This is a genomic window from Streptomyces sp. NPDC057424 (assembly GCF_042803315.1).
Classification (GTDB): Bacteria; Actinomycetota; Actinomycetes; order Streptomycetales; family Streptomycetaceae; genus Streptomyces.
Map to the genome: position 1 here is coordinate 1 of NZ_JBHVCP010000012.1, position 24,213 is coordinate 24,213.

Here is a 24,213-nt window from a genome sequence, read left to right on the forward strand (position 1 = left end):
CGGAGCAGGTCGCACACGCGTTCACCCGTGCCGTTGCTTCACTGCGACCTGCTCCGCCGGGGAGGGCCTACGGTGGACCTCGTGATGGACGTGAGGCGCGCGGACGAGCGCTACCCCGGAGGGGATTCGGCCGCAGGAATCGAGACGTGGCACGCCTTCTCCTTCGGACCCCACTACGACCCGGACAACCTCCGCTTCGGCGCGGTGCTCGCGTGCAACGAGGAGCGTCTGGCGCCCGGGGCGGCCTTCGACGAGCATCCGCACAGCCACACCGAGATCGTGACGTGGGTGGTGGAGGGCGAGCTGACCCACCGGGACTCCACCGGGCACGAGTCGGTCGTACGGCACGGCGATGTGCAGCGGCTCAGTTCGGCGGGCGGAGTGCGGCACGTGGAGCGCAACGACGGCCCGGAGCCCCTGACCTTCATCCAGATGTGGCTGGCCCCGCTCCGGCCCGGAGGCGACCCGTTCCACGAGGTCGTCCACGGCATCGCCGACTCCACGCCCTACGCCGTCCCGGAGGCCGGAGCGCTGCTGCACGTGCGGCGCCTCGGGCCCGGTGAGCGGACGGCGGTGCCGGACGGGGCGTACGCGTACGTGCACGTCGTACGCGGTGACGTCCGCCTGGACGGCGAGGAACTGGGCGCCGGCGACGCGGCCCGGATCACGGACGCCAAGGGCCTGGAGGCCGAGGGCGTGACCGAGTCGGAGCTGCTGATCTGGGAGATGCCCTAGGGGGCTCCTCTACAGCTCCGCCAGCACCGCGTCCGTGAACGCCGGCCACGCCTCGGTCGCCCAAGGCCCGAACGCCCGGTCCGTCAGCGCCACGCAGGCCGCGCCCGCGTCCGGATCGATCCACAGGAACGTACCCGACTGCCCGAAATGCCCGAACGTGCGCGGTGAGGACGAAGAGCCCGTCCAGTGCGGCGACTTGGAGTCGCGGATCTCGAAGCCGAGCCCCCAGTCGTTGGGGTTCTGGTGGCCGTACCCCGGCAGGACGCCCTTGGTGCCCGGGTAGTGCACCGTCATCGCCCCGGCGACCGTACGGGGGTCCAGCAGCCGCGGCGCCTGCACCTCGGCCGCGAACCGCAGCAGGTCCTCCACCGTCGACACCCCGTCCTTGGCCGGGGAGCCCTCCAGGGTCGTCGACGTCATGCCCAGCGGCTCCAGCACCGCCTGCCGCAGGTACTCGGCGAACGGGATGTCGGTGGCCTTCGCGACATGGTCGCCCAGCTGCTCGAAACCGGCGTTGGAGTACAGCCGCCGCTCGCCGGGCGGGGCCGTGACCTTGTGCTCGTCGAAGGCGAGGCCCGAGGTGTGTGCGAGCAGGTGCCGGACCGTCGACCCGGTGGGGCCCGCGGGCTCCTCGAACTCGACGGCCCCCTCCTCGTACGCGACGAGCACCGCGTAGGCGGCCAGCGGCTTGGTCACCGACGCGAGCGGGAACCGGTGCCCGGCCGGCCCGTGGGTGCCGAGGACGGTGCCGTCCGCTCGTACGACGCCCGCCGCAGCGGTGGGAACCGGCCAGTTCTCGATCAACGCGAGGCTCTTCAGCGACATGCGTTCGAGCCTATGCGCTCAGAGCGCGAGCTCCAGCAAAGGGTCGGGCTTGGGCCGGAAACCGAGGGAGACGTACAGTGGCTCGGCCTCCGGCGAGGCGGTGAGCTGCACACGCCGCGCACCGCGCTCGCGGAACCACTCCAGGAGCGTGCTCATGCAGGCGCGCGCGTACCCCCGGCGCCGGGCGGACGGGTCGGTGGCGACACTGAAGACGAAGCCCACCATGCCCCGCGGGTCGCCCGGCTTGCCGATGCGGTAGTCGATCGTCCCGGCCACCAGCGACGCCAGCGTCCCCGGCCGCTCCGGGTGGTCCACGACGAACGCCACGAAGTCCCCGTCCGGCTCGCCCAGTTCGTCCCTCAGCGCGGGGAGGGACTCCCCGTGCCAGGCGACGGAGGGATCGGAGGCGAACACGGCATCGATCATGACTTGGCGCAACCGCAGGACCTCTTCGGCGTCCTCGGGCAGGGCGCGACGTACAGCACTCATGAGTCCCTACGCTAACCAGCCGGATCCGGAGAGGTCCTGCCGATTTCTTACCGTCGGCGCTTGCTTGGAGTGCACTCCAGGGTTCTAGCGTTGGGGCCATGACGGTGATGGAGACCACGGGGACCCGGACCGACACCGGCGCCGGCCCGCCTCAGCAGAACCGGCGCCCGGACGGCGACGACCACTACACGATCAGCGAGGTCGTCGCCTTCACCGGCCTGACGGCACACACCCTGCGCTGGTACGAGCGCATCGGCCTGATGCCGCACATCGACCGGTCCCACACCGGCCAGCGCCGCTACACCAACCGCGACCTCGACTGGCTCGACCTCGTCGGCAAGCTCCGCCTGACGGGCATGCCGGTCGCGGACATGGTCCGGTACGCGGAACTGGTGCGCGAGGGCGACCACACCTACGGCGAGCGCTTCGAGCTGCTGAAGACGACCCGCGAGGACGTCCTGGCCAGGATCGACGAACTCCGGGGCACGCTCGCCGTGCTCGACCGGAAGATCAGTTTCTACGCGGACGCCGGGCGTGCCCTGGCGTCGGAGAGGTCCCGATGACGGACGGCAGGATCACGACGGCGAAGCTCGGCGACCACGGCCCCGAGGTGAGCGTCCAGGGCCTCGGCTGCATGGGAATGAGCTTCGGCTACGGTCCCTCGGACGCGGACGCGTCCCGGGCGACGCTGGAACGGGCGCTCGAACTGGGCGTCACCTTCTACGACACGGCCGACGCGTACGGCGCCGGCGAGAACGAGCGGTTCCTGTCGCCGTTCTTCCAGGCCCACCGCGACGAGGTCGTCATCGCGACCAAGTTCGCCCTGTCGATCCCCCCGGACGACCCGACGCGCCGGGTCATCCGCAACGATCCGCCCTACATCCGCCAGGCCGTCGAGGCGAGCCTGAAGCGCCTGGACGTCGACGTCATCGACCTCTACTACATGCACCGGCGCGATGTGAACGTGCCGATCGAGGAGAGCGTCGGCACCATGGCCGACCTGGTCCGCGAGGGCAAGGTCAAGCACCTCGGCCTGAGCGAGGTCACGGCCGGCGAGCTGCGTGCCGCGCACGCCGTCCACCCCATCGCCGCCGTGCAGTCGGAGTGGTCGCTGTTCAGCCGCGACATCGAGGCGCACGTCGTCCCGGCGGCCCGTGAGCTGGGTGTGGCCCTCGTCTCCTACTCACCCCTCGGCCGGGGCTTCCTCACCGGCTCCTTCACCAACGCCGACCAGGACCTGAGCGCCGGTGACTTCCGCCGTCAGCAGCCCCGCTTCACGGGCGACAACGCCACGGCGAACGCGACCCTGCTGGAGCTGATCCGCACGGTGGCCAAGGCGCACGACGCGACGCTCGGTCAGACAGCCCTGGCCTGGGCCCAGCAGCAGGCGACGGTCCACGACCTCCCGGTCATCCCGATCCCGGGCACCCGCAAGCCCAGCAGGGTGGAGGAGAACACGGCGGCGACCAGGATCGTCCTGACCGACGAGGAACTGGATCTGCTGGACGGGATAGCGGCCCAGGTGGCCGGCACGCGCTATGCGGACATGGCCTTCACTTCGGCAGGCAGGGAGTAGCGAACCCCTCTGGGGACGCGGGGAACTGCGCGACCGGCCACACGCGACCCGCACCCGCCGGCGCGCAGCACTCCGCAGACGCTAGAGCTCCGCCAGCAACTGCGCCTTTTTGACCGAGAACTCCTCATCCGTCACCAATCCGGCATGATGCAATTCCCCGAGGTGACGGATCCGCTCGGCGATGTCCGCAGGATCACGCCGCGGCGCGGCCGCGGGCACAGCCGCCACCGGAGCCGACGTCCGCACCGCCGCCAACACCGCCGCGGCGAACGGCAGTGACTCATGCACAGGCCCGTACCCGAGCCCGAACACCACCGCCGCGGGGTCCTGATCGGCCTGCGCACCCGACGTCTCCGCGTCCCGGCGCAACAGCCGCAGATGCCCTTCGAACACCTCCGGCGACCGCCACTCCACCCCGTTCAGTTCCCCGACGGAGAAGGTCTGGTCCCCGGCCTTCCACTTCGCCGACGACGCCCCCGTCCAGAACCACCGGAAGTTCACGGTCCGCCCGTCGAAGGTCGCCTTCCCGTCGTACGCCTTGAACGACAGCGGCCCCTTGGGCGGCTCCACGAGGAACCGCTCCGCCGGCCCGGACTCCGTCAGCAGGGACCGCAGTTCGTCGGCGTAGTACTCCGCGAGGACCTCCCGCTCGGCGGGCAGCACCAGCCGGTAGGGGTCGCCGCTCTCCTTCAGCTGCCCGGCGGCCGCCTCCATCAAGGGGTCGGCCCCGGGGCGCGGCTCGAGGCGCAGCACGACCGTGCCGCGTCTCCCGCGCGTCAGCGTCACTCCGGCGATCGCCTCCAGGGGTACACGACGTTCCCCGAGGGCCTGGAAAAGCTTGGGTGTTCGAATCCCTCGTTCGTAGCGGATGAGCATGGAGTCGGACTCGAACTCCCAGGCGGCATGAAATCCGGCCAGTACGTCACCCATGCGGCTCATCGTATGCGGCACGCGCTTCTCCGTCCCCCTCCCGAGCAGACCGCAATTCCTTCGCCTCTACGCGCGTCAGGCCGCCGCCGTGCCGGACAAACCGGTACGACAGACGCCGTCTTCGTGCGCGCAGTGCACCGAGCGGTATGCGCCAACGCCGATCTCTGCGAAATTGAACAGACTTGCCGTCCCGGGCTCGAAGTAGCCCGCGTGACCCTTCGCGCCCGCCGCGGACAGCACCCGCGCCCCGAACCCGGTGGAGACCGGGTCGGCTCCGTGGCCCAGCCCGCCGACCCTCAGATAGGGCACGTCCTGGATCCAGTCGTCGGAGTCCCGCATCGCCCACACCCGGGCGGTGGTGTGCAGCTGGGCGGCCTTCTCGACGCGCATGCCGGGGCTGCCGGCCACCGCGATGTCGGACACCCGGCCCGGCAGCGCGGGCGCGGCGACCCCGCACACCACGGAGCCGTAGCTGTGGCAGAACAGCGAGACCGCAGAACTGCCCGGCAGCGCCCGCACCAGCGCGTTCAGCCGCACGGCACCCTCCTCGGCGCGCATCGCCGTGGCCGAGTCGATGCCGAGCCCGCTGGGCGCCGTGTAGTCGGCCCAGGCGATGACGGCCGTGCGGGTCGAGGGGCTCGCCTGTCGCTCGGCCGCGTACAGGGACGTGGCCATGCCGACGGGCGCCGCGTACTTGCGGTGGGTGCGCTGGAAGGTGAGCAGGTCGGTGTCGACGCCGGGGACGACGACCGAGACCCGCTCCGCCCTGCGCAGGTTGCCGAAGACCTCCGCCACCCGGCCCGAGCCCTCCGGGTCGAAGGCCAGGATGTGACGGCCCCGCTCCATGAGGTCCCCGAAGCGGTGCATCCTGCGGCCCGCCTCGTTCTGCCCGGCCGCGGTGAGGCGCTTGTCGTGCATGCGTTCGCGCTCGACCTCGCGTGCCTTGGCGAGCGCGAGGTGGTTGGCGCGGTAGCGCAGCTCGACCGGCGCGCCGTTCATGTTGCCCACCGCGAGCGAGTACTTGCGGACCAGCGTCGTACGGTCCTGCTCGGTGAGCGAGGCGAAGAAGCGGGCCAGCCTCGTCGGCTCGGACTGCGGGTCCGGCAGCCGGTGCCCGCCGATCCGGCCGTGCTCCCACGCGGAGAGCGAGGCCTGGAGCGGAGTGGCGCCCCGCTGGTTGCGCAGGGCCGTCCAGCCGGTGGTCGTCAGCATCACGAACACGACGGCCAGAGCGAGCAGTGCGCGCCAGACGTTCAGTTGCGGGGAGGTGTCGAAGGAAGTCACTGAAAGGACACACTAGGAGAACGAGAGGGTCTCGCGTTAACCAAGTGACTGGTATCACGTTTCGGTGGATGCGCTAAGGGGACTGCTCCGCACGCCAGTTCCCGGCCAGTGCGGGACCCACTTCGTCCAGGTATGTGGTGGTGAGTTGACGCATTCCCTCCAGGGTGAGGTCGTCCCCCGCGGACCACAGTCGCTCGGTGACGCGAATCACCCCGCCGAACAGGGCCACGATGATCCTGGGCCGGGGGTCCGCGTCCACGTCGAGCCCCTCGCGCTCGGCGATGATCCCCGCGAGCTGCTCCTCCAGTTCCGCCGCTCGCCGCAGATGGGCGGCGAGCAGGGCGGGTGTCGACTCGATCACCCGGTAGACGCGCATGTGGAGCTCGATCGGCACCAGCTCCTCGACGGCCTCGTTGATCGCGTCCCAGCTCTCCAGCACGGCCCGGCGCAGCGCCTCCAGCGGCACCTCGCCCGGCGGACGCGTGCGCAGGGCCTCGACGACGAGTGTCTCCGCGAGGCGCGGCACGAAGAACGCCGTCTCCTCCTTGCCGGCGAAGTAGCGGAAGAAGGTGCGCTGCGAGACGTCGACGGCGGCGGCGATGTCGTCGACGGTCGTCTCCTCGTACCCGCGCGTCGCGAACAGTTCCAGCGCGGCCCGCAGCAGTGCGTCCCGCGTGTGCCGCTTCTTGCGTTCGCGCAGGTTCAAGTCATTCCTCTCGTCTGCAGTGTTTGCCCAGTTCAGGCTATACGGAGATGTCGTGTCAGTTACCGACTAGTGAACTGGTTTGTCAATTGTCAGTGGCTGTCATTAGCCTCATGGCATGACTAGTCAGACCACCATCGACACGACGGGGCCGGGGGGCGAGGCGCCGGTGCCGTCGGACGCGACGCCGGGCAAGGGGCTGCGGGGGCACCCCTGGCTCACCCTCATCACCGTCGCTGTGGGGGTCATGATGGTGGCCCTCGACGGCACCATCGTGGCCATAGCCAACCCGGCGATCCAGAAGGACCTCGGCGCCACCTTCGCCGAGGTCCAGTGGATCACCAACGGGTACTTCCTCGCTCTCGCGGTCGCCCTGATCACCGCGGGCAAGCTCGGCGACCGCTTCGGCCACCGGCAGACGTTCCTCATCGGCGTCGTCGGCTTCGCCGCCGCCTCGGGCGCGATCGGCCTGTCCGACAGCATCGCGCTGGTCGTCACCTTCCGCGTGCTGCAGGGCCTGTTCGGCGCGCTGCTGATGCCGGCCGCGCTCGGGCTGCTGCGGGCCACCTTCCCGGCCGAGAAGCTGAACATGGCGATCGGTATCTGGGGCATGGTCATCGGCGCGTCCACCGCCGGCGGCCCGATCCTCGGCGGCGTGCTCGTCGAGCACGTCAACTGGCAGTCGGTGTTCTTCATCAACGTGCCGGTCGGTGTCCTCGCGGTCGTCCTCGGCGTGCTGATCCTGCTCGACCACCGGGCCGAGAACGCCCCGCGGTCCTTCGACCTCCTGGGCATCGCCCTGCTCTCCGCCGCGATGTTCTGCCTGGTCTGGGCCCTGATCAAGGCCCCGGACTGGGGCTGGGGCGACGGCAGGACGTGGGCGTTCATCGTCGCGTCGGTCGTGGGCTTCGCGCTGTTCGCCTTCTGGGAGACGAAGGTCAGGGAGCCGCTGATCCCGCTGGCGCTGTTCCGCTCCGTCCCGCTGTCCGCGGGTGTCGTGCTGATGATCCTGATGGCCATCGCCTTCATGGGCGGGCTGTTCTTCGTGACGTTCTACCTGCAGAACGTGCACGGCATGAGCCCGATCGACGCCGGTCTGCACCTGCTCCCGCTCACCGGCATGATGATCGTCGGTTCCCCGCTCGCCGGCGCGATGATCACCAAGGTAGGCCCGCGGGTCCCGCTCGCGGGCGGCATGGCGCTCACCGCGATCGCCATGTACGGCATGTCCACGCTGGAGACCGACACGGGCAGCGGCCTGATGTCGCTCTGGTTCGCCCTCCTGGGCCTCGGCCTGGCGCCGGTCATGGTCGGTGCCACGGAGGTCATCGTCGGCAACGCGCCGATGGAGCTGTCCGGTGTCGCCGGCGGTCTCCAGCAGGCCGCCATGCAGATCGGCGGCAGCCTCGGCACGGCCGTGCTGGGCGCCGTGATGGCCTCCAAGGTCGACAGCGACCTCGCCGGCAACTGGACGAAGGCCGGGCTCCCGCCGCTCACGCCGGAGCAGGAGCACCAGGCGTCCGAGGCGGTCCAGGTCGGGGTCCCGCCGGTGCCGCCGGGCACGCCGGACGCGATCGCCGCGAAGATCACGGGCGTCGCGCACGACACGTTCATCTCGGGCATGAGCGCGGCCTCGCTCGTCGCGGCCGGCGTCGCCGCGGTGGCGGTACTGATCGCGTTCCTCACCAAGCGCGGTGAGAACGCGCAGGCCGGTACGGGCGCGGCGCACATCTGACGCTGCCCGGCGGCCCGTTCGCCTATCAGGGTGAACGGGCCGCCGAATGCTCCCCTCCGGCACGCGCCGCAGGTCACAGTGGGTCAAGTCCTCCGCAGGGCATGGGGGATGGACGCTGCGGCGCGCTGCCGGAGGGGGGTGGCGCGCAGGCAGCGGGATTGAAGCGCGTTTCCGGGGTACTCGCCATGTCGTACCCGAATCGAACCCCAACCGACCGAGGGTTGACGGGAGTTGATGATGGCGACCTTCGGACACGGAACGCGCAGGCACCCCCGCTCACGTGGCCGGACGTGGTCACGGACCGGGACGGATCGCGCGACACTCGGACTCATCGGAGTCATCTGCGCCGTTGCGGGCTTCTTCGTGCTGGGGATCGTTCTCGGTCCCGCCGCGATGGTCTGCGGCTGGCTCGCCATGGGGCGCACGTGGTCGGGCTCCCGCCCCACGACGGCGGTGGTCGCCCTCGTGCTGGGCGCCATCGACACGCTCCTGGCCATCATCTGGCTGTCCGGAGCGGCCACACCGGGCATGGGCATGTTCTGACCCGGACGCAGTGAGGACGGGCCTCCGGCGGCTGCGCCGGGGGCTCGCCTCTGCGCGCCGCGCTACTCGACCGGCGTTCCCTTGAGCGTCGCCAGTTCCCCGCGCAGCGCCCGGACCTCCTCCGTCAGCTCCTGTATCGCCTCCGTCTGCCGGCGCCCCTCCACGTCCTCCTTCTCGAACCGCGCGATGAACCAGGCCGCGATGTTCGCCGTCACCACACCCAGCAGCGCGATCCCGGACAGCATCAGCCCGACAGCGAGGATCCGCCCGAGTCCCGTGGTCGGTGCCATGTCCCCGTACCCCACGGTGGTCATCGTGGTGAACGCCCACCAGACCGCGTCCCCGAGCGTCCGGATGGAGGCCCCGGGACTGTCCCGTTCCACTTCCAGGACGGCCAGCGCGCCGAAGACGAGCAGTCCCAGACAGGACCCCGCCACATACGTGGTGACCCGTACCTGCGACGCCGTCCGCGCCCGCTGCCCGGCGAGGAACAGCATCGACACCAGTTTCAGCAGCCGCAGCGGCTGCGCCAGCGGCAGCACCACGGCCAGCAGCGCCAGCGGGTTTCCGCGCACGAACCGCATCCGGTCCTCGGCCAGCAGCAGCCGGACCAGATAGTCGACGGCGAAAGCGGCCCACACCGCCCAGTTGGTGACGTGGCACGCGGTGAGCAGCCCCTCCCGGGCGTCGGGAGCCACGATCGGGAAGGCGTAGGCGAGCGCGAAGAGCACGGCCAGAGCCAGCAGGGGGCCTTGGGTACGCCGCTCCCAACGGGCCAGGGCGGTCGGTTCTGTCATCGGGAGCGTCATGGGGAGCATGGTAGGAAACGCGGGGGCGGCACCGGTGAGGGTGCCGCCCCGAGGAACGGTGTGCGACCCGGCGTCCTACGCGTCGCCTCCCGCGGCCCCCGGGTCCGCCGCCGACACGTCGAGCAGCTGGTACCGGTCGATGGCCTGCTTGAGCACGGAGCGGTCGACCTTGCCCGCGCGGGCCAGCTCGGTCAGCACCCCCACCACGATCGACTGCGCGTCGATGTGGAAGAAGCGGCGGGCGGCGCCCCGGGTGTCGGCGAAGCCGAAGCCGTCGGCGCCGAGCGACTGGTAGGTCTGCGGCACCCAGCGCGCGATCTGGTCCGGAACCGAGCGCATCCAGTCGGACACGGCCACGACCGGCCCCTGCGCGTCCGCCAGCTTCCGCGTCACGTACGGCACCCGCTGCTCCTCCTCGGGGCGCAGCAGGTTGTGCTCCTCGCAGTCCACAGCCTCGCGCCGCAGCTCGTTCCAGGAGGTCGCCGACCAGACGTCCGCCTTGACGTTCCAGTCCTCCGCGAGGATCTTCTGCGCCTCGACCGCCCACGGCACCGCGACACCCGACGCCATGATCTGCGCCGGGATCGTGCCGGCCGTGCCCTCACTGAAGCGGTAGAGGCCCTTGAGGATGCCGTCGACGTCCACGTTCTCGGGCTCGGCCGGGTGCTGGATGGGCTCGTTGTAGACGGTCAGGTAGTAGAAGACGTCCTCGCCGTGCGGGTGCTCCTCGGAGCCTCCGTACATCCGGCGCAGGCCGTCCTTGACGATGTGCGCGATCTCGAAGCCGAACGCCGGGTCGTACGCCACGCAGCCCGGGTTCGTGGAGGCCAGCAGCTGCGAGTGGCCGTCCGCGTGCTGGAGACCCTCACCGGTCAGGGTCGTACGCCCGGCGGTCGCGCCCAGGACGAAGCCGCGGGCCAGCTGGTCCGCCATCTGCCAGAACTGGTCGCCGGTGCGCTGGAAACCGAACATCGAGTAGAAGACGTAGACCGGGATGAGCGGCTCGCCGTGCGTCGCGTACGCCGACCCGGCGGCGATCAGGGACGCCGTGCAGCCCGCCTCCGAGATGCCGTCGTGCAGCATCTGGCCGTTCGGGGACTCCTTGTAGGCGAGCAGCAGGTCGCGGTCGACCGACTCGTACTGCTGCCCGAGCGGGTTGTAGATCTTCGCGCTCGGGAAGAACGAGTCCATGCCGAACGTGCGGTACTCGTCCGGCGCGATCAGGACGAACCGCTTGCCGATCTCCTTGTCCCGCATGAGGTCCTTGAGCAGCCGCACGAAGGCCATCGTCGTCGCGATGGACTGCTGGCCCGACCCCTTCTTCACGGTCGCGTACGTCTTCTCCTCGGGCAGCGCCAGCGGCTTGGAGCGGACCACGCGCGTGGGGACGTAACCGCCGAGACCCTTGCGGCGGTCGTGCATGTACTGGATCTCCTCCGAGTCCCGGCCCGGGTGGTAGTACGGCGGGGCGCCGGACTCCAGCTCCTTGTCCGGGATCGGCAGGTGCAGACGGTCGCGGAAGCGCTTGAGGTCGTCGACCGTGAGCTTCTTCATCTGGTGCGTGGCGTTGCGGCCCTCGAAGTTCGGGCCCAGCGTCCAGCCCTTGATCGTCTTGGCGAGGATCACCGTCGGCTGGCCCTTGTGCTCCGCGGCCGCCTTGTACGCCGCGAAGATCTTCCGGTGGTCGTGACCGCCGCGCCCCAGGTGCAGGATCTGGTCGTCGGTCATGCCCTCGACCATCGCGCGCAGCCGGTGGTCGTCGCCGAAGAAGTGGTCGCGGATGTACGCGCCGGTCTCCGTCGCGTACGTCTGGAACTGTCCGTCCGGCGTGGTGTTCATCTTGTTGACCAGCACACCGTCGCGGTCCTGGGCGAGCAGCGGGTCCCAGGTGCGGTCCCAGACCAGCTTGATCACGTTCCAGCCGGCGCCGCGGAAGATCGACTCCAGCTCCTGGATGATCTTTCCGTTGCCACGCACCGGGCCGTCGAGGCGCTGCAGGTTGCAGTTGACGACGAACGTGAGGTTGTCCAGGCCCTCGCGGGCGGCGATGGACAACTGGCCCAGCGACTCCGGCTCGTCCATCTCGCCGTCGCCGAGGAACGCCCACACCTGCGACTTCGAGGTGTCGGCGATTCCGCGCGCGTGCATGTAGCGGTTCATGCGCGCCTGGTAGATGGCGCCGATCGGGCCGAGGCCCATCGACACCGTCGGGAACTCCCAGAAGTCCGGCATCAGGCGCGGGTGCGGGTACGACGACAGCCCGTACGGCGCCTTCGACTTCTCCTGGCGGAACCCGTCCAGGTGCTGCTCGCTCAGCCGGTCCAGCAGGAACGCGCGGGCGTAGATGCCCGGCGAGGCGTGCCCCTGGAAGAAGACCTGGTCGCCGCCGTCGCCCTCGTCCTTGCCGCGGAAGAAGTGGTTGAAGCCGACGTCGTAGAGGGAGGCGGAGGACGCGAACGTGGCGATGTGGCCGCCGACGCCGATGCCGGGGCGCTGGGCCCGGGAGACCATCACGGCCGCGTTCCAGCGGGTGGCGTTGAGGACCTTGCGCTCGATGTCCTCGTTGCCCGGGAAGAACGGCTCGCTCTTGGTGGGGATGGTGTTGACGTAGTCCGTGCTGCGCATCTCCGGCACGGCCACGCGCTTCTCGCGGGCCCGCTCGATCAGCCGCAGCATCAGGTAGCGCGCCCGCTCCCGGCCGCGCTCGTCGACGGCGGCGTCGAGGGAGTCGAGCCACTCCTGGGTCTCTTCGGGATCGAAGTCAGGAACCTGACTCGGAAGGCCGCCAATGATGATCGGGTTGCGATCGGATGCGGAAGCCACGCTGTTCCTTACCTGTCAGAGGGCCTGCGAGGGCCGCTGTTTCGCTGTCGTCGCCGGGGCGTCGTCACTGGGGGGCGCGCCGCTCCCATGGTCCACCTCGGGGCCGGGAAACGTCATCTCTACCCAGTGGTAACCCAGACGTGAGATCGACTCCGTGACGTATGGGGCAAATATCTTCGAGTCTCGTACCCACAGACGATTCCCAAACGCCCAAACAGGGCAGAAAGGTGTGGTGTGCGTCACCTCGGGCCATGATGGTGTGCCTGAAGTTGCGGTGACACCGCCAGGATCGTCACCGTTTCGGCGGTCTGAACGGCCGGGTACTTGCGCGATCCGTCCCGCCCGTGTGGACTACGGCCAATGCTTCGCGCACGCGCGTGGCTGAGTTATTCCCAAAACATGATCAGGAGGCAACCCGTGAGCGCGACCGCGGACCACGCGGAGGAGCGGACGAACCCTGCCGCCAGGCTGGGGTTCCAGCCCGGGCAGGTGGTCCAGGAGATCGGCTACGACGACGACGTGGACCAGGAGCTCCGCAAGGCCATCGAGGGCATCATCGAGGCCGACCTGGTGGACGAGGACTACGACGACGTGGCCGATGCCGTTGTGCTGTGGTTCCGTGACGACGACGGCGACCTGACGGATGCGCTGGTGGATGCCACCACGTACATCGAAGAGGGCGGCGCGATCCTGCTCCTGACGCCGAAGACCGGCCGTTCGGGGTACGTGGAGCCGAGCGACATCTCGGAAGCCGCCACCACGGCGGGTCTGACGGCGTCCAAGAGCGTCAGCGTCGGCAAGGACTGGAGCGGCAGCCGGCTGGCCACGCCCAAGGCCGCCAAGTCCAAGCGGTAGTCGTACGGCGGGCGGGCCGACGCCGTCGGCCCGCCCTTCGGCCTGTCCAGGTGCCTGCGTAGGGTGGTCCCACCCGAGAAGCCCCACGAAGGGACACCCACAGCGATGGCGATCCAGGTCGGCGAGAAGGCCCCCGACTTCGAGCTCAAGGACAACCACGGCGCGGCCGTGCGGCTGTCCGACTTCCGGGGCCGGAAGAACGTGGTGCTGCTCTTCTACCCCTTCGCCTTCACCGGCGTGTGCACCGGCGAGCTGTGCGAGCTGCGCGACCACCTGCCGCAGTTCTCCGACCGCGACACCCAGCTCCTCGCCGTCTCCAACGACTCCATCCACACCCTGCGCGTCTTCGCCGAGCAGGAGAGCCTGGAGTACCCGCTGCTGTCGGACTTCTGGCCGCACGGCGACGTCTCGCGGGCCTACGGCGTCTTCGACGAGGACAAGGGCTGCGCCGTACGCGGCACCTTCGTCATCGACAAGGAGGGCGTCGTGCGGTGGACCGTCGTCAACGGCCTGCCCGACGCGCGCGACCTGAACGACTACGTGAAGGCGCTCGACTCCCTGTGACGCCGGTCGGGCGGCATGCGCTCGACACCCGCTGAATTGTCGGCTTCAGGGCCTGCGAGGGGCGGGAACCCGTCACTAGGATCGAATCGTTGATCCGACATCCGAGCACAACGGGGCATCCCGCCCCTGGACACCAATGGAGGACTCGTGGGAGTCAGCCTCAGCAAGGGCGGCAACGTATCGCTGAGCAAGGAGGCGCCGGGCCTGACCGCGGTCATCATCGGTCTGGGGTGGGACGTCCGCACCACGACCGGCACCGACTTCGACCTGGACGCCAGCGCGCTGCTGCTGAACAACTCCGGCAAGGTCGGCAACGACCAGCACTTCATCTTCTTCAACAACCTCAAGACCCCGGACGGCTCGGTCGAGCACACCGGTGACAACCTCACCGGTGAGGGCGAGGGCGACGACGAGCAGATCAAGGTCAATCTCGCCACCGTTCCGGCCGACGTGGAGAAGATCGTCTTCCCGGTCTCGATCTACGACGCCGAAACCCGCCAGCAGTCCTTCGGCCAGGTGCGCAACGCCTTCATCCGCGTCGTGAACCAGGCGGGCGGCGCCGAGATCGCCCGGTACGACCTGAGCGAGGACGCCTCCACCGAGACCGCCATGGTCTTCGGCGAGCTCTACCGGCACGGCGCGGAGTGGAAGTTCCGCGCGATCGGCCAGGGCTACGCCTCGGGCCTGCGCGGCATCGCGCAGGACTTCGGCGTGAACGTCTGAACCACCCACAGGGCCCTTGCGACAGGGCCCGAAGCTCCACTCGTCCGGCGCCGCACGGTTTACGTGCGGCGCCGGACGTGCAGGACCACCTCAGAAACACCACCGGGCCTGTGGCCCCAAGGGGAGGGACAGCATCATGGGCGTCACGCTCGCCAAAGGGGGCAACGTCTCCCTGTCCAAGGCCGCACCCAACCTCACTCAGGTGCTGGTCGGGCTCGGCTGGGACGCGCGCTCCACCACCGGAGCGCCCTTCGACCTCGACGCCAGCGCCCTGATGTGCAGCGGCGGGCGCGTGCTCGGGGACGAGTACTTCGTCTTCTACAACCAGCTCACGAGCCCGGACGGCTCGGTCGAGCACACCGGCGACAACCTCACCGGCGAGGGCGACGGCGACGACGAGTCGCTCCTGATCGACCTCCCCAAGGTCCCGCCGCAGTGCGACAAGATCGTGTTCCCCGTCTCCATCCACATGGCCGACGAGCGCGGCCAGACCTTCGGCCAGGTCAGCAACGCGTTCATCCGGGTCGTCAACCAGGCCGACGGCCAGGAGCTCGCCCGCTACGACCTGAGCGAGGACGCCTCCACGGAAACCGCGATGATCTTCGGTGAGCTCTATCGCTACCAGGGCGAGTGGAAGTTCCGGGCCGTGGGACAGGGGTACGCGTCGGGGCTGCGGGGCATCGCGCTGGACTTCGGAGTCAACGTCTCATAACGCGTTATGAGCAAAATCCGGGGCCCAGTGGGGTGCTGAAGGCGGACGACTAGACTTCGGCTTCAAAAGTTCGTAAAGCCGGGTACGGCGCGGGGGAGCCCCGTACACACACGATTGGGTAGCCAGTGGTTCTGAAAACCTTCGGGTGGTCGTTCGCGGTCACCGCGCTCGGCCTGGTCGCAGCGGTCTTCTACGGAGGGTGGACCGCGTTCGGTGTCGTTGCGATCCTGTCCGTCCTCGAGATCTCGCTGTCCTTCGACAACGCGGTGGTCAACGCCGGGATCCTGAAGAAGATGAGTGCCTTCTGGCAGAAGATCTTCCTCACGATCGGCATCCTGATCGCCGTCTTCGGCATGCGGCTGGTCTTCCCTGTCGTGATCGTCGCCCTCAGCGCACAGCTCGGGCCGATCGAGGCCGTCGACCTCGCGCTCACCGACAAGGACCAGTACCAGCAGTACGTCACCGACGCCCACCCGTCGATCGCCGCCTTCGGTGGCATGTTCCTGCTGATGATCTTCCTGGACTTCATCTTCGAGGACCGGGACATCAAGTGGCTCGGCTGGCTGGAGCGCCCGCTGGCCAAGCTCGGCAAGGTCGACATGCTGTCGGTCTGCATCGCGCTGATCGTCCTGCTGATCTCGGCGATGACCTTCGCGACCCACGCCCACCAGCACGGCGGCACCCACGTCGACAAGGCGGAGACGGTTCTGCTCGCCGGTATCGGCGGCCTGATCACCTACATGATCGTCGGCGGTCTCTCCGGCTACTTCGAGGACAAGCTCGAAGAGGAGGAGGAACGCGAGCACGAGGCGGAGGAAGAGGCCGTGCGCAGCGGCAAGCCGCGCTCCGCGGTCGTCGTGGCCGGCAAGGCCGCGTTCTTCATGTTCCTCTACCTGGAGGTCCTGGACGCGTCCTTCTCCTTCGACGGCGTCATCGGCGCCTTCGCCATCACCAACGACATCGTCATGATGGCCCTCGGCCTCGGCATCGGCGCCATGTACGTCCGGTCGCTCACGGTCTACCTGGTCCGCCAGGGCACCCTCGACGACTACGTCTACCTGGAGCACGGCGCGCACTACGCGATCGGCGCGCTCGCCATGATCCTGCTCGTCACCATCCGGTACGAGATCAACGAGTTCATCACCGGCTCCGTCGGCGTGATCCTGATCGCCTGGTCCTTCTGGTCCTCCGTCCGCCGGAACAAGGCGATCGCCGCGGCCGAGGGTGAAGCCGGCTCGGACGAGAAGACTCAGGTCTCGTCCGGGGTGTGACACCCCTCCGGGTGAGGAACGCTCTGTGCGGGGCGGCCACCGAGGCGACACCTCGGCGGCCGCCCCGCCGGTCTTCATGGGCCGTGGGTACGGCGATGACCTGCGGTCTCCAAGTGAACGTGGGGGCGGAATGGGCCTGTTCGACGGACTTCGGCGCGGGCGCGAGGCACAGTTCGACTCGGGCGACGCGTCGACCAACGCGATCGAGCTGACCAAACGGCGCGCGCAGATATCACTCACCAAACAGGGCGCGGCCACCGGCCATCTGCGCGTCAACCTGAGCTGGCGGATGCGCACGTCCGACATCGGCGGCTCCCAGCGCGAGAGTCTGCTGCGTCATCCCTTCCGGGCCCTCAAGCCCCCCGAGGTCGTCGGCCACAGCCAGAGCATGGTCAACGTCGACCTCGACCTCGGCTGCCTCTACGAACTCCAGGACGGCAGCAAGGGCGTCGTCCAGCCCCTCGGCGGCTACTTCGGAGACACCAACGCCGCGCCGTACGTCAAGCTCAGCGGCGACGACCGGTTCGGCTCCGCGTCCGGCGAGACGATGTACATCAACCTCGACCACCGCGACAGCATCAAGCGGCTGCTGGTCTTCGTCTACATCTACGACCAGACGCCCGCCTTCGACCGCGCCCACGCCATCGTCACCCTCTACCCGAGCAACGGCCCCCGCGTCGAGATCCACCTCGACGAGCGCCAGCCGCAGGCCCGCTCCTGCGCCGTCGTCATGATCGAGAAGGTGAAGAACGAGATCGTCGTCCGCCGCGAGGCGAAGTTCGTCTACGGCTTCCAGGCCGAGCTCGACCGGCTGTACGGGTGGGGACTGCAGTGGGGGCGGGGCTACAAGACCAAGATCGACCGCTGACCACGGAGCCTCGGCGGGCCCCGCCCCGGCGCTCCGCTCAGCGCCCGATGAACTGCGGTCCCTGCGGGGGCAGCCGGAAGTCCGGGTCGGGGACCGCGGTGACCGGCGGCGGGTAGCCGTAGCCGGTCTGCGCCCCCGCGGCACCCGCCGCGGTCGGCGCCTGGGGATAGCCGTACGCGGGCCGGCCGGCGGGCTGCGGGTAGCCGTAGGCCGGCTGCGTCGCCGGCGGCTGCTGCGGTTCGTACCCGGGCACCGCGGCCGGCTGCTCCGGGGGCAGCGGCAGGGACGGCTCGGGAGGCTGCTGAGCGGGGCCGGCGGCCGTCGGCTGCGCGGGCGTGTCCGTGGTGGGCGGCGCCGGGACCGTCGTGGTCGCCTCCTCCATCACCTCCGACTCGTCCACCGAGATGCCGAAGTCGGTCGCGAGCCCCTTCAGCCCGTTCGAATAGCCCTCGCCCAGTGCCCGGAACTTCCAGCCCTCCCCGCGCCGGTACAGCTCGCCGCAGATCAGCGCGGTCTCCTGGCCCGTCTCCGGCTTGACGTCGAAGTACGCCAGCGCCTCAGCGCCGCTACCCGCCGCGTCGTACAGCAGGATGCGCAGTGCCTGTACGCGGTCGAAGGTCACGCCGTCCGCCGATGCGACCAGCAGAATCCGGCTGACCTCCGACTCGACACCGGTGAGGTCTGTCTGGATCGTGTCGGTCAGGCCCTCGGTGACCCGCTTCTTGCCGAGCCGCCACACCTTCCCGGCCGGGTGCCGGGGCTGGTTGTAGAAGACGAAGTCCTCGTCGGAGCGCACCCGACCGTCGGGGCCGAGGAGCAGGGCGGAGGCGTCGACGTCCGGAACCCCCTGCCCGGGTGTCCAGCGCAGCACGGCGCGTACCGTGGTGGCTTCCAGCGGGACGTTCGACCCCTTCAGCATCGCGTGCGTCATGCGGTCATCCTGCCTTCTCGGTCCTGCTCACGACAACGCGGGGGCCGCGGTCACGGGCGGCGCCGACGGCCGTCGCGGACTACCGTCGTCATGGCCGGGCCTGGCTGTGCTTGCCCGCGTTACCTGAAATTCATGCCTGACGGGAACCTCTGCCATGGACTTCTACGTACTATTACCGGCCAGCTTTCGACGATTCGCAGGTGGCACGACGATCACGGGGGAGTTCCATGCGTCATTTCGGGCACGTCGCCCCTGAGGTGCGGAAGCGTCTCTTCCACCAGGAGCCGTGCGCGTTCACCGCGGACTCCCCGGCCCGGCTGCTCTCGGCGGCCCTGGGCGCCACGCTGTACAGCCCGGCCACCCGGCCGCGCCTGGCCGACGACGTCCTCAAGCAGGCCGGACGCGGTGTGGTCTCGATGGTGCTGTGCCTGGAGGACTCGATCGACGACGCGGACGTCGGCCCCGGCGAGGAGAACCTCGTCCGCCAGCTCACGGCCCTCGACGCCCTCCCGGACGCCGACCCGCCGCTGCTGTTCATCCGGGTCCGCGTCCCCGAGCAGATCCCCGACCTGGTACGACGCCTCGGCCCCGCGGTCCGGCTGCTGTCCGGATTCGTCCTGCCCAAGTTCACCGAGGAACGCGGGATCCCCTTCCTCGAGGCCCTGGCCACCGCCGAGGCCGAAAGCGGCCGCCGCCTTTTCGCCATGCCCGTGCTGGAGTCCCCGGAGCTGCTCTACCGGGAGTCCCGCGTGGACACCCTGGAGGGCATCTCCCGGGCGATCGACAAGTACCGCGACCGCGTGCTCGCCCTCCGCCTCGGAGTGACGGACTTCTGCTCCTCCTACGGGCTGCGCAGAGGCTCCGACATGACGGCCTACGACGTGCAGATCGTCGCCTCCGTGATCGCCGACGTGGTGAACATGCTGGGCCGCGCCGACGGGACCGGCTTCACCGTGACCGGGCCGGTGTGGGAGTACTTCCGGGTCCAGGAGCGCATGTTCAAGCCGTTGCTGCGGCAGAGCCCCTTCCTGGAGGTGCAGGCCGCGGAACTGCGCGAGAAGCTGATTGAGCACGCCATGGACGGCCTGCTGAGGGAGATCTCCCTGGACCACGCCAACGGCCTGCTGGGCAAGACCTGCATCCATCCCTCGCACGTGCTGCCGGTGCACGCCCTGTCGGTCGTCAGCCACGAGGAGTTCTCGGACGCCCAGGACATCCTGCGCCCCGAGCGCGGCGGCGGGGGTGTGCTGAGATCGGCGTACACGAACAAGATGAACGAGGTGAAGCCGCACCGGGCCTGGGCCGAGCGGACCCTGCTGCGTGCCGAGGTGTTCGGCGTGGCGAACCAGGACATCGGCTTCGTGGAACTGCTGGCGGCGGGACTGCCGGACTGAAGCACGACGCAAGGGATTCATGGAGAAGGCGGAGAAGGCGGAGAAGGCAGTGAACGAGGGGGAGCACCACGAGGTGGGCGACGCGTCCGGCGGCGTCTGGTCCGGCACCTGGGTCGCCGAGCGGCTCGGCGTCGGTCTCGCCGGCGACGACCGGCTGACCGGCCTGCTGGGGCTGGCACTGCGCCGCAATCCCAAGCGGGCCCACCTGCTCGTGTCCAACGTGCTGGGCAAGCACGTGCCGCAGTCGCCGTCCGTCGTGTACGGCTACGGCATCGAGCTCGGCCGCCGGGTGCGTGGCCTGCTGGGCGACGACGAGGCCGGCAGGGCCGTCGTCCTCGGCTACGCGGAGACCGCGACCGGCCTCGGCCACTCCGTCGCGGACGGGCTGGGCCTCGCGCCCTATCTGCACTCCACCCGCCGCCCGGTCACCGGTATCGCCCCGTCCGGCGGCTTCGAGGAGTCGCACTCCCACGCGACCTCGCATCTGCTGCTGCCGGAGGACCCCGCGCTGCTCACCGGCGACGGGCCGCTGGTCCTGGTCGACGACGAGTTCTCCACGGGCAACACGGTGCTGAACACCGTCCGGGACCTCCACGAGCGCTATCCGCGGCGGCGCTACGTCGTGGTGGCGCTGGTGGACATGCGGTCACCGGCCGACGCCGGCCGGCTGGCGGAGTTCGCCAGCGAGATCGGCGCGCGGGTGGACCTCGTGGCAGCGGCTTCCGGCACGGTACGGCTCCCCGAGGGGGTGCTGGAGAAGGGGCGGGAGCTGGTGGCGCGGTACGAGGCCGAGAGTGCCGCGCCGGGTGACCGGCCGTCTGCGGCGCCGTCGGGGCCCACCGGCCCGCGTCCGGACGACAGCCGTATCCACCCCCGCGTCACCCGCGTGGACCTGCACTGGCCTGCCGGCCTCCCCGACGGCGGGCGGCACGGCTTCACCCCCGAGCACCGCGCCCGGCTGGAGGCCGCCCTGCCCGGCATGACGGCCCGGATCGCCGACGCGCTGCCCGAGGGCGCCCGGCGCGTACACGTACTGGGCTTCGAAGAGCTGATGTACGCCCCCCTCCGGCTCGCCCACGAGCTGGAGCGGGCCGCCGACATCGAGGTCCGTTACTCGACCACCACCCGCTCACCCGTCCTGGCCGTCGACGACCCCGGCTACGCGATACGCACCCGCCTCGCCTTCCCCGCCCACGACGACCCCGCCGACGGCCCGGGCGAGCGGTACGCCTACAACGTCGCCGGCGCCGGATTCGACGCCGTCGTCGCGGTGGTCGACTCGGCCGGAGACACTCCCGCGCTGCACGCGCCCGACGGTCTGCTGGCCCGGCTCGCCGCGCACACGCCGCGGGTCCTCCTCGCCGTCATACCGTCGCACGCCCCCGAAAGGCCCTCCATGCTGCCCGAGCCCCTCCGCGGCCCCGCCTTCTCCTCGTACGCGCCCGAGGAGGTCGGCTGGCTGCTCCAGGACTTCTCGGACGTGACGCTGGAGGCGCCGACCGAGGAGCGCGAGGAGGCGATCCAGAGCGGCGGCGCGCACTACGCGGAGTCGCTGCCCGTGGAGTACCAGCCGAGCGAGCAGTACCAGGAGCTGTTCCACGCCGCGCTGGAGGACTCGGCGGCCCGTATCGCCCAGGCGGTCGGCGTCGTCACCGAGACGGTCCTCGCGGAGCGGTCCCCGCGGCCGGTCCTGGTCTCCCTGGCCCGCGCCGGGACACCCGTCGGCATCCTCATGCGCCGCTGGGCCCAGCACCGGCACGGCCTCGACCTGCCGCACTACGCCGTGTCGATCGTCCGCGGCCGCGGTATCGACGCCAACGCGCTGCGCTGGCTCGCCCGGCACCACGACCCCCGGGACGTCGTCTTCGTCGACGGCTGGACCGGCAAGGGCGCCATCACCCGCGAACTCGCCCAGGCCCTGGAGGAGTTCGGGAAGTCCGACGGCATCACAGGCTTCAGTCCCGAGATCGCCGTCCTGGCCGACCCCGGCTCCTGCGTCCGCACCTACGGCACCCGCGAGGACTTCCTCATCCCCTCCGCCTGCCTCAACTCCACCGTCTCCGGCCTCATCTCACGGACCGTGCTGCGCGCGGACCTGGTCGGCCCGGACGACTTCCACGGCGCGAAGTTCTACCGCGAACTCTCCGGCACCGACGTCTCGGTGACCTTCCTGGACGCCGTGTCCGCCCGCTTCCCCGAGGTCGCCGACGCGGCCTGCGCCCAGGCCAAGGAGCTGCTCGCCACCGACCGTTCGCCCACCTGGGAGGGCTGGGCCGCCGTCGAGCGCATCAGCGAGGAGTACGCCATCCACGACGTGAACCTCGTCAAGCCCGGCGTCGGAGAGACCACCCGGGTCATGCTGCGCCGCGTGCCCTGGAAGGTCCTGGCACGCGCCGGGGCGGGCAGCGACCTCGACCATGTGCGCCTGCTGGCCGGACAACGCGGCGTGCCCGTCGAGGAGGTCGACGCACTGCCCTACACCTGCGTCGGCCTGATCCACCCCAAGTACACCCGGGGCGCGACGGGCGCCGACGGCAAGGCGGTGACGATCTGATGCCCGCACTCGTCGCGAGCGACCTCGACCGCACCCTGATCTACTCCTCCGCGGCGCTGGCGCTGACCATGCCGGACGCGCGGGCGCCCCGGCTGCTGTGCGTGGAGGTGCACGAGAGCAAGCCCCTGTCGTACATGACGGAGACGGCGGCCCGGCTCCTCACCGACCTGGGCGACGCGGCCGTGTTCGTGCCGACGACGACCCGGACGCGCAAGCAGTACCAGCGCATCAACCTGCCGGGTCCGGAGCCCACGTACGCGATCTGCGCGAACGGCGGCCACCTCCTCGTGGACGGCGTCTCCGACCCGGACTGGCACGCGCAGGTCGCCGCACGGCTGGCGGACCAGTGCGCGCCCCTCGCAGAGGTGCAGGAGCACCTGCTGAGGACCGCCGACCCGGTGTGGGTGCGCAAGCACCGTGTCGCCGACGACCTCTTCGCCTACCTCGTCGTCGAGCGTGAACTGCTGCACGAGGACTGGGTGAAGGAACTCGCGGTGTGGGCGGAGAACCGCGGCTGGACCGTGTCCCTCCAGGGCCGCAAGATCTACGCCGTTCCCAAGCCGCTCACCAAGAGCGCGGCGATGCGCGAGGTCGCCCGGCGGACCGGGGCCGATCTCACCCTGGCCGCCGGTGACTCCCTGCTCGACGCCGACCTGCTCCTCGCGGCCGACCAGGGCTGGCGCCCGGGCCACGGGGAGCTGGCCGACACGGGTTTCACGGCCCCCGCGATCAGGGCGCTTCCCGAACGGGGCGTTCTCGCGGGGGAGCGGATCCTGCGGGAGCTTCTCGCCGCCGCCGGGTCCGGCCGGTTCGCCTAGGAGTTCGGGGGGTGCGGTGAGGGTGCGTGCGCGAAATCGTCGTGGCTCGTCGCGCGGTTCCCCGCGCCCCCTCCGGGGCGTCGTAGCAGCCGTACAGTGATGAACGCCGCCACCGCCACGGCCGCCACGGCGAGGACCACCTTGGAGTAGGTGGAGACGATGTCCGTGACCTGGTGCCAGTTCGCGCCGAGGGCGTAGCCCGCGAGCACGAACGCCGTGTTCCAGATCGCGCTGCCCAGCGTGGTCAGCCCCAGGAACACCGGCAGACGCATGCGCTCGACGCCCGCCGGTACGGAGATCAGGCTGCGGAAGATCGGGATCATCCGGCCGAAGAACACCGCCTTGGTGCCGTGCCTCAGGAACCACGCTTCGGTCTTCTCGATGTCCGAGACCTTCACCAGCGGCAGCCGGGCGGCGATCGCCACCGTCCGGTCACGGCCGAGCAGCGCGCCGACGCCGTACAACGCGAGTGCGCCGATCACCGAGCCGGCCGTCGTCCACAGCAGGGCGGCGAGCAGACTCATCCGGCCGCTGCTCGCGGCGAACCCGGCGAGAGGCAGGATCACCTCGCTGGGCAGCGGCGGGAACAGGTTCTCCAGGGCGATGGCGAGCCCGGCACCAGGGGCGCCCAGCGCGTCCATCAGGTCGTTGACCCACTGCGGTCCGGCGTCCGCTGCGATGGCTGTCATGCCGCCACGCTAGGAAACCGAAGCTGAAGGATTCCTGAGGAAGCCCGGCAGCCGCGTCAGCCGCAGCAGCCGCCTCCGCAGCAGCCGCCCCCACCGCCGCCGCCCGCGCGGGGCGCCGGTGCCGGGGCGGAGGCCGAGCCACCGACCGCGACCGTGGAGAGGAGCTTCACCGTGTCCTCATGACCCGAGGGGCAGGCCGCGGGGTCGGAGGACTCGGCCATGGGACGGCTGAGTTCGAAGGTGTCGCCGCAGGTCCGGCAGCGGTACTCGTAGCGAGGCATGGGGACAGACTAATCCGCGCCGGCGGAAGTGCCGCCCCGCGGGAGTCCGTTTGATCACTCTTGCCGTACCGGTGTGGAGGAACTGTAAAAGCCGCTGGTAA

At 70.1% G+C, this 24,213-nt stretch carries 24 protein-coding genes; 14 read left to right on the forward strand and 10 right to left on the reverse strand.

The genetic code is table 11. The features are described from left to right. Window positions 1–84: 84 nt before the first annotated feature. Window positions 85–735, forward strand: coding sequence for a pirin family protein (locus ACFU3E_RS12790; RefSeq protein WP_384156104.1), 651 nt, complete (start codon window positions 85–87; stop codon window positions 733–735). A gap of 9 nt (window positions 736–744) precedes the next feature. On the opposite strand, the gene ACFU3E_RS12795 is transcribed toward ACFU3E_RS12790, so the two are convergent. Together ACFU3E_RS12795 and ACFU3E_RS12800 are read right to left on the reverse strand one after the other, a co-directional pair. Further along, window positions 745–1,560, reverse strand: coding sequence for a serine hydrolase domain-containing protein (locus ACFU3E_RS12795; RefSeq protein WP_384155701.1), 816 nt, complete (start codon window positions 1,558–1,560; stop codon window positions 745–747). An 18-nt stretch (window positions 1,561–1,578) separates the two neighbouring features. After that, window positions 1,579–2,049: a GNAT family N-acetyltransferase gene (locus ACFU3E_RS12800; RefSeq protein ID WP_384155704.1), complete on the reverse strand. Its 471-nt coding sequence runs from the start codon at window positions 2,047–2,049 to the stop codon at window positions 1,579–1,581. 98 nt (window positions 2,050–2,147) lie between these two features. Here ACFU3E_RS12800 and ACFU3E_RS12805 point away from each other — a divergent pair, with 98 nt between their 5' ends. Together ACFU3E_RS12805 and ACFU3E_RS12810 are read left to right on the forward strand one after the other, a co-directional pair. After that, the gene (locus tag ACFU3E_RS12805; protein ID WP_384155707.1) at window positions 2,148–2,612 is read left to right on the forward strand and encodes a MerR family transcriptional regulator; all 465 of its coding nucleotides are present in this window, start codon (window positions 2,148–2,150) and stop codon (window positions 2,610–2,612) included. After that, window positions 2,609–3,625 carry an aldo/keto reductase gene (locus ACFU3E_RS12810; RefSeq protein ID WP_384155710.1) on the forward strand — a complete coding sequence of 339 codons (1,017 nt, stop codon included), beginning with the start codon at window positions 2,609–2,611 and terminating at the stop codon, window positions 3,623–3,625. The genes ACFU3E_RS12805 and ACFU3E_RS12810 overlap by 4 nt, the downstream gene beginning before the upstream one ends. 81 nt (window positions 3,626–3,706) lie before the next feature. On the opposite strand, the gene ACFU3E_RS12815 is transcribed toward ACFU3E_RS12810, so the two are convergent. The 3 genes from ACFU3E_RS12815 to ACFU3E_RS12825 form a co-directional block, all read right to left on the reverse strand. Continuing rightward, on the reverse strand, window positions 3,707–4,564 hold the full coding sequence (locus ACFU3E_RS12815; protein ID WP_384156107.1) for a DUF4429 domain-containing protein: 858 nt from the start codon (window positions 4,562–4,564) through the stop codon (window positions 3,707–3,709). Window positions 4,565–4,630: 66 nt separating this feature from the next. Next, window positions 4,631–5,839, reverse strand: a complete 1,209-nt coding sequence (locus ACFU3E_RS12820; protein ID WP_384155713.1) for an alpha/beta hydrolase — start codon at window positions 5,837–5,839, stop codon at window positions 4,631–4,633. Between the two features lie 73 nt (window positions 5,840–5,912). Beyond that, window positions 5,913–6,545 (reverse strand): TetR family transcriptional regulator, encoded by a 633-nt coding sequence (locus ACFU3E_RS12825; RefSeq protein ID WP_384155716.1) that lies wholly within the window; start codon window positions 6,543–6,545, stop codon window positions 5,913–5,915. A 115-nt stretch (window positions 6,546–6,660) separates the two neighbouring features. Between ACFU3E_RS12825 and ACFU3E_RS12830 the strand changes: the two genes are divergently transcribed. Both ACFU3E_RS12830 and ACFU3E_RS12835 read left to right on the forward strand, forming a co-directional pair. Beyond that, window positions 6,661–8,277 (forward strand): MFS transporter, encoded by a 1,617-nt coding sequence (locus ACFU3E_RS12830; protein WP_384155718.1) that lies wholly within the window; start codon window positions 6,661–6,663, stop codon window positions 8,275–8,277. A 234-nt stretch (window positions 8,278–8,511) separates the two neighbouring features. After that, on the forward strand, window positions 8,512–8,820 hold the full coding sequence (locus ACFU3E_RS12835) for a small hydrophobic protein (protein ID WP_384155721.1): 309 nt from the start codon (window positions 8,512–8,514) through the stop codon (window positions 8,818–8,820). A 62-nt stretch (window positions 8,821–8,882) separates the two neighbouring features. Here ACFU3E_RS12835 and ACFU3E_RS12840 read toward each other — a convergent pair whose 3' ends face one another. Then, window positions 8,883–9,629, reverse strand: coding sequence for a potassium channel family protein (locus tag ACFU3E_RS12840; protein WP_384155724.1), 747 nt, complete (start codon window positions 9,627–9,629; stop codon window positions 8,883–8,885). A 75-nt stretch (window positions 9,630–9,704) separates the two neighbouring features. Continuing rightward, window positions 9,705–12,452 carry a pyruvate dehydrogenase (acetyl-transferring), homodimeric type gene (aceE, locus tag ACFU3E_RS12845; RefSeq protein WP_384155727.1) on the reverse strand — a complete coding sequence of 916 codons (2,748 nt, stop codon included), beginning with the start codon at window positions 12,450–12,452 and terminating at the stop codon, window positions 9,705–9,707. A 417-nt stretch (window positions 12,453–12,869) separates the two neighbouring features. Between aceE and ACFU3E_RS12850 the strand changes: the two genes are divergently transcribed. From ACFU3E_RS12850 to ACFU3E_RS12875, 6 genes are all read left to right on the forward strand, one after another. Beyond that, window positions 12,870–13,307, forward strand: coding sequence for a DUF3052 domain-containing protein (locus tag ACFU3E_RS12850; RefSeq protein WP_062926619.1), 438 nt, complete (start codon window positions 12,870–12,872; stop codon window positions 13,305–13,307). 105 nt (window positions 13,308–13,412) lie between these two features. Beyond that, window positions 13,413–13,871, forward strand: coding sequence for a peroxiredoxin (locus ACFU3E_RS12855; protein WP_384155731.1), 459 nt, complete (start codon window positions 13,413–13,415; stop codon window positions 13,869–13,871). Between the two features lie 147 nt (window positions 13,872–14,018). After that, on the forward strand, window positions 14,019–14,594 hold the full coding sequence (locus ACFU3E_RS12860) for a TerD family protein (protein ID WP_248500862.1): 576 nt from the start codon (window positions 14,019–14,021) through the stop codon (window positions 14,592–14,594). Window positions 14,595–14,730: 136 nt separating this feature from the next. Further along, window positions 14,731–15,306, forward strand: coding sequence for a TerD family protein (locus ACFU3E_RS12865; protein WP_384155734.1), 576 nt, complete (start codon window positions 14,731–14,733; stop codon window positions 15,304–15,306). Window positions 15,307–15,431: 125 nt separating this feature from the next. Next, the gene (locus ACFU3E_RS12870; protein WP_384155737.1) at window positions 15,432–16,577 is read left to right on the forward strand and encodes a DUF475 domain-containing protein; all 1,146 of its coding nucleotides are present in this window, start codon (window positions 15,432–15,434) and stop codon (window positions 16,575–16,577) included. Between the two features lie 130 nt (window positions 16,578–16,707). Continuing rightward, window positions 16,708–17,445 carry a Tellurium resistance gene (locus ACFU3E_RS12875; RefSeq protein ID WP_384155740.1) on the forward strand — a complete coding sequence of 246 codons (738 nt, stop codon included), beginning with the start codon at window positions 16,708–16,710 and terminating at the stop codon, window positions 17,443–17,445. A 37-nt stretch (window positions 17,446–17,482) separates the two neighbouring features. Here the strand turns inward: ACFU3E_RS12875 and ACFU3E_RS12880 are convergent, their stop codons facing one another. Further along, window positions 17,483–18,376 carry a TerD family protein gene (locus ACFU3E_RS12880; RefSeq protein WP_384155742.1) on the reverse strand — a complete coding sequence of 298 codons (894 nt, stop codon included), beginning with the start codon at window positions 18,374–18,376 and terminating at the stop codon, window positions 17,483–17,485. Window positions 18,377–18,603: 227 nt separating this feature from the next. Between ACFU3E_RS12880 and ACFU3E_RS12885 the strand changes: the two genes are divergently transcribed. Genes ACFU3E_RS12885 through ACFU3E_RS12895 form a run of 3 tightly spaced genes read left to right on the forward strand, consistent with a single transcriptional unit; the run spans window position 18,604 to window position 23,142 of the window. Then, complete coding sequence (locus tag ACFU3E_RS12885) at window positions 18,604–19,770, forward strand: HpcH/HpaI aldolase/citrate lyase family protein (protein ID WP_384155745.1); 1,167 nt, start codon at window positions 18,604–18,606, stop codon at window positions 19,768–19,770. 19 nt (window positions 19,771–19,789) lie between these two features. Next, window positions 19,790–22,324, forward strand: coding sequence for a phosphoribosyltransferase (locus tag ACFU3E_RS12890; protein ID WP_384155748.1), 2,535 nt, complete (start codon window positions 19,790–19,792; stop codon window positions 22,322–22,324). Beyond that, window positions 22,324–23,142 (forward strand): HAD family hydrolase, encoded by an 819-nt coding sequence (locus ACFU3E_RS12895; RefSeq protein ID WP_384155750.1) that lies wholly within the window; start codon window positions 22,324–22,326, stop codon window positions 23,140–23,142. The genes ACFU3E_RS12890 and ACFU3E_RS12895 overlap by 1 nt, the downstream gene beginning before the upstream one ends. On the opposite strand, the gene ACFU3E_RS12900 is transcribed toward ACFU3E_RS12895, so the two are convergent. Continuing rightward, window positions 23,139–23,831, reverse strand: coding sequence for a DedA family protein (locus tag ACFU3E_RS12900; protein ID WP_384155752.1), 693 nt, complete (start codon window positions 23,829–23,831; stop codon window positions 23,139–23,141). The two genes, ACFU3E_RS12895 and ACFU3E_RS12900, sit on opposite strands and share 4 nt — an antisense overlap. Window positions 23,832–23,887: 56 nt before the next feature. After that, window positions 23,888–24,112, reverse strand: coding sequence for a zinc ribbon domain-containing protein (locus ACFU3E_RS12905; protein ID WP_384155755.1), 225 nt, complete (start codon window positions 24,110–24,112; stop codon window positions 23,888–23,890). Window positions 24,113–24,213 lie beyond the last annotated feature (101 nt).

Excerpts from the sequence above, each read along its gene's own strand:
- ACFU3E_RS12905 (WP_384155755.1), bottom strand. The coding sequence starts at position 24,112 with ATGCCTCGCTACGAGTACCGCTGCCGGACCTGCGGCGACACCTTCGAA.
- ACFU3E_RS12805 (WP_384155707.1), top strand. The coding sequence starts at position 2,148 with ATGACGGTGATGGAGACCACGGGGACCCGGACCGACACCGGCGCCGGC.
- ACFU3E_RS12810 (WP_384155710.1), top strand. The coding sequence starts at position 2,609 with ATGACGGACGGCAGGATCACGACGGCGAAGCTCGGCGACCACGGCCCC.
- ACFU3E_RS12880 (WP_384155742.1), bottom strand. The coding sequence starts at position 18,376 with ATGACGCACGCGATGCTGAAGGGGTCGAACGTCCCGCTGGAAGCCACC.
- ACFU3E_RS12855 (WP_384155731.1), top strand. The coding sequence starts at position 13,413 with ATGGCGATCCAGGTCGGCGAGAAGGCCCCCGACTTCGAGCTCAAGGAC.
- ACFU3E_RS12795 (WP_384155701.1), bottom strand. The coding sequence starts at position 1,560 with ATGTCGCTGAAGAGCCTCGCGTTGATCGAGAACTGGCCGGTTCCCACC.
- ACFU3E_RS12885 (WP_384155745.1), top strand. The coding sequence starts at position 18,604 with ATGCGTCATTTCGGGCACGTCGCCCCTGAGGTGCGGAAGCGTCTCTTC.
- ACFU3E_RS12790 (WP_384156104.1), top strand. The coding sequence starts at position 85 with ATGGACGTGAGGCGCGCGGACGAGCGCTACCCCGGAGGGGATTCGGCC.
- ACFU3E_RS12830 (WP_384155718.1), top strand. The coding sequence starts at position 6,661 with ATGACTAGTCAGACCACCATCGACACGACGGGGCCGGGGGGCGAGGCG.
- ACFU3E_RS12875 (WP_384155740.1), top strand. The coding sequence starts at position 16,708 with ATGGGCCTGTTCGACGGACTTCGGCGCGGGCGCGAGGCACAGTTCGAC.
- ACFU3E_RS12890 (WP_384155748.1), top strand. The coding sequence starts at position 19,790 with ATGGAGAAGGCGGAGAAGGCGGAGAAGGCAGTGAACGAGGGGGAGCAC.
- ACFU3E_RS12900 (WP_384155752.1), bottom strand. The coding sequence starts at position 23,831 with ATGACAGCCATCGCAGCGGACGCCGGACCGCAGTGGGTCAACGACCTG.
- ACFU3E_RS12835 (WP_384155721.1), top strand. The coding sequence starts at position 8,512 with ATGATGGCGACCTTCGGACACGGAACGCGCAGGCACCCCCGCTCACGT.
- ACFU3E_RS12840 (WP_384155724.1), bottom strand. The coding sequence starts at position 9,629 with ATGACGCTCCCGATGACAGAACCGACCGCCCTGGCCCGTTGGGAGCGG.
- ACFU3E_RS12815 (WP_384156107.1), bottom strand. The coding sequence starts at position 4,564 with ATGAGCCGCATGGGTGACGTACTGGCCGGATTTCATGCCGCCTGGGAG.
- ACFU3E_RS12800 (WP_384155704.1), bottom strand. The coding sequence starts at position 2,049 with ATGAGTGCTGTACGTCGCGCCCTGCCCGAGGACGCCGAAGAGGTCCTG.
- ACFU3E_RS12895 (WP_384155750.1), top strand. The coding sequence starts at position 22,324 with ATGCCCGCACTCGTCGCGAGCGACCTCGACCGCACCCTGATCTACTCC.
- ACFU3E_RS12865 (WP_384155734.1), top strand. The coding sequence starts at position 14,731 with ATGGGCGTCACGCTCGCCAAAGGGGGCAACGTCTCCCTGTCCAAGGCC.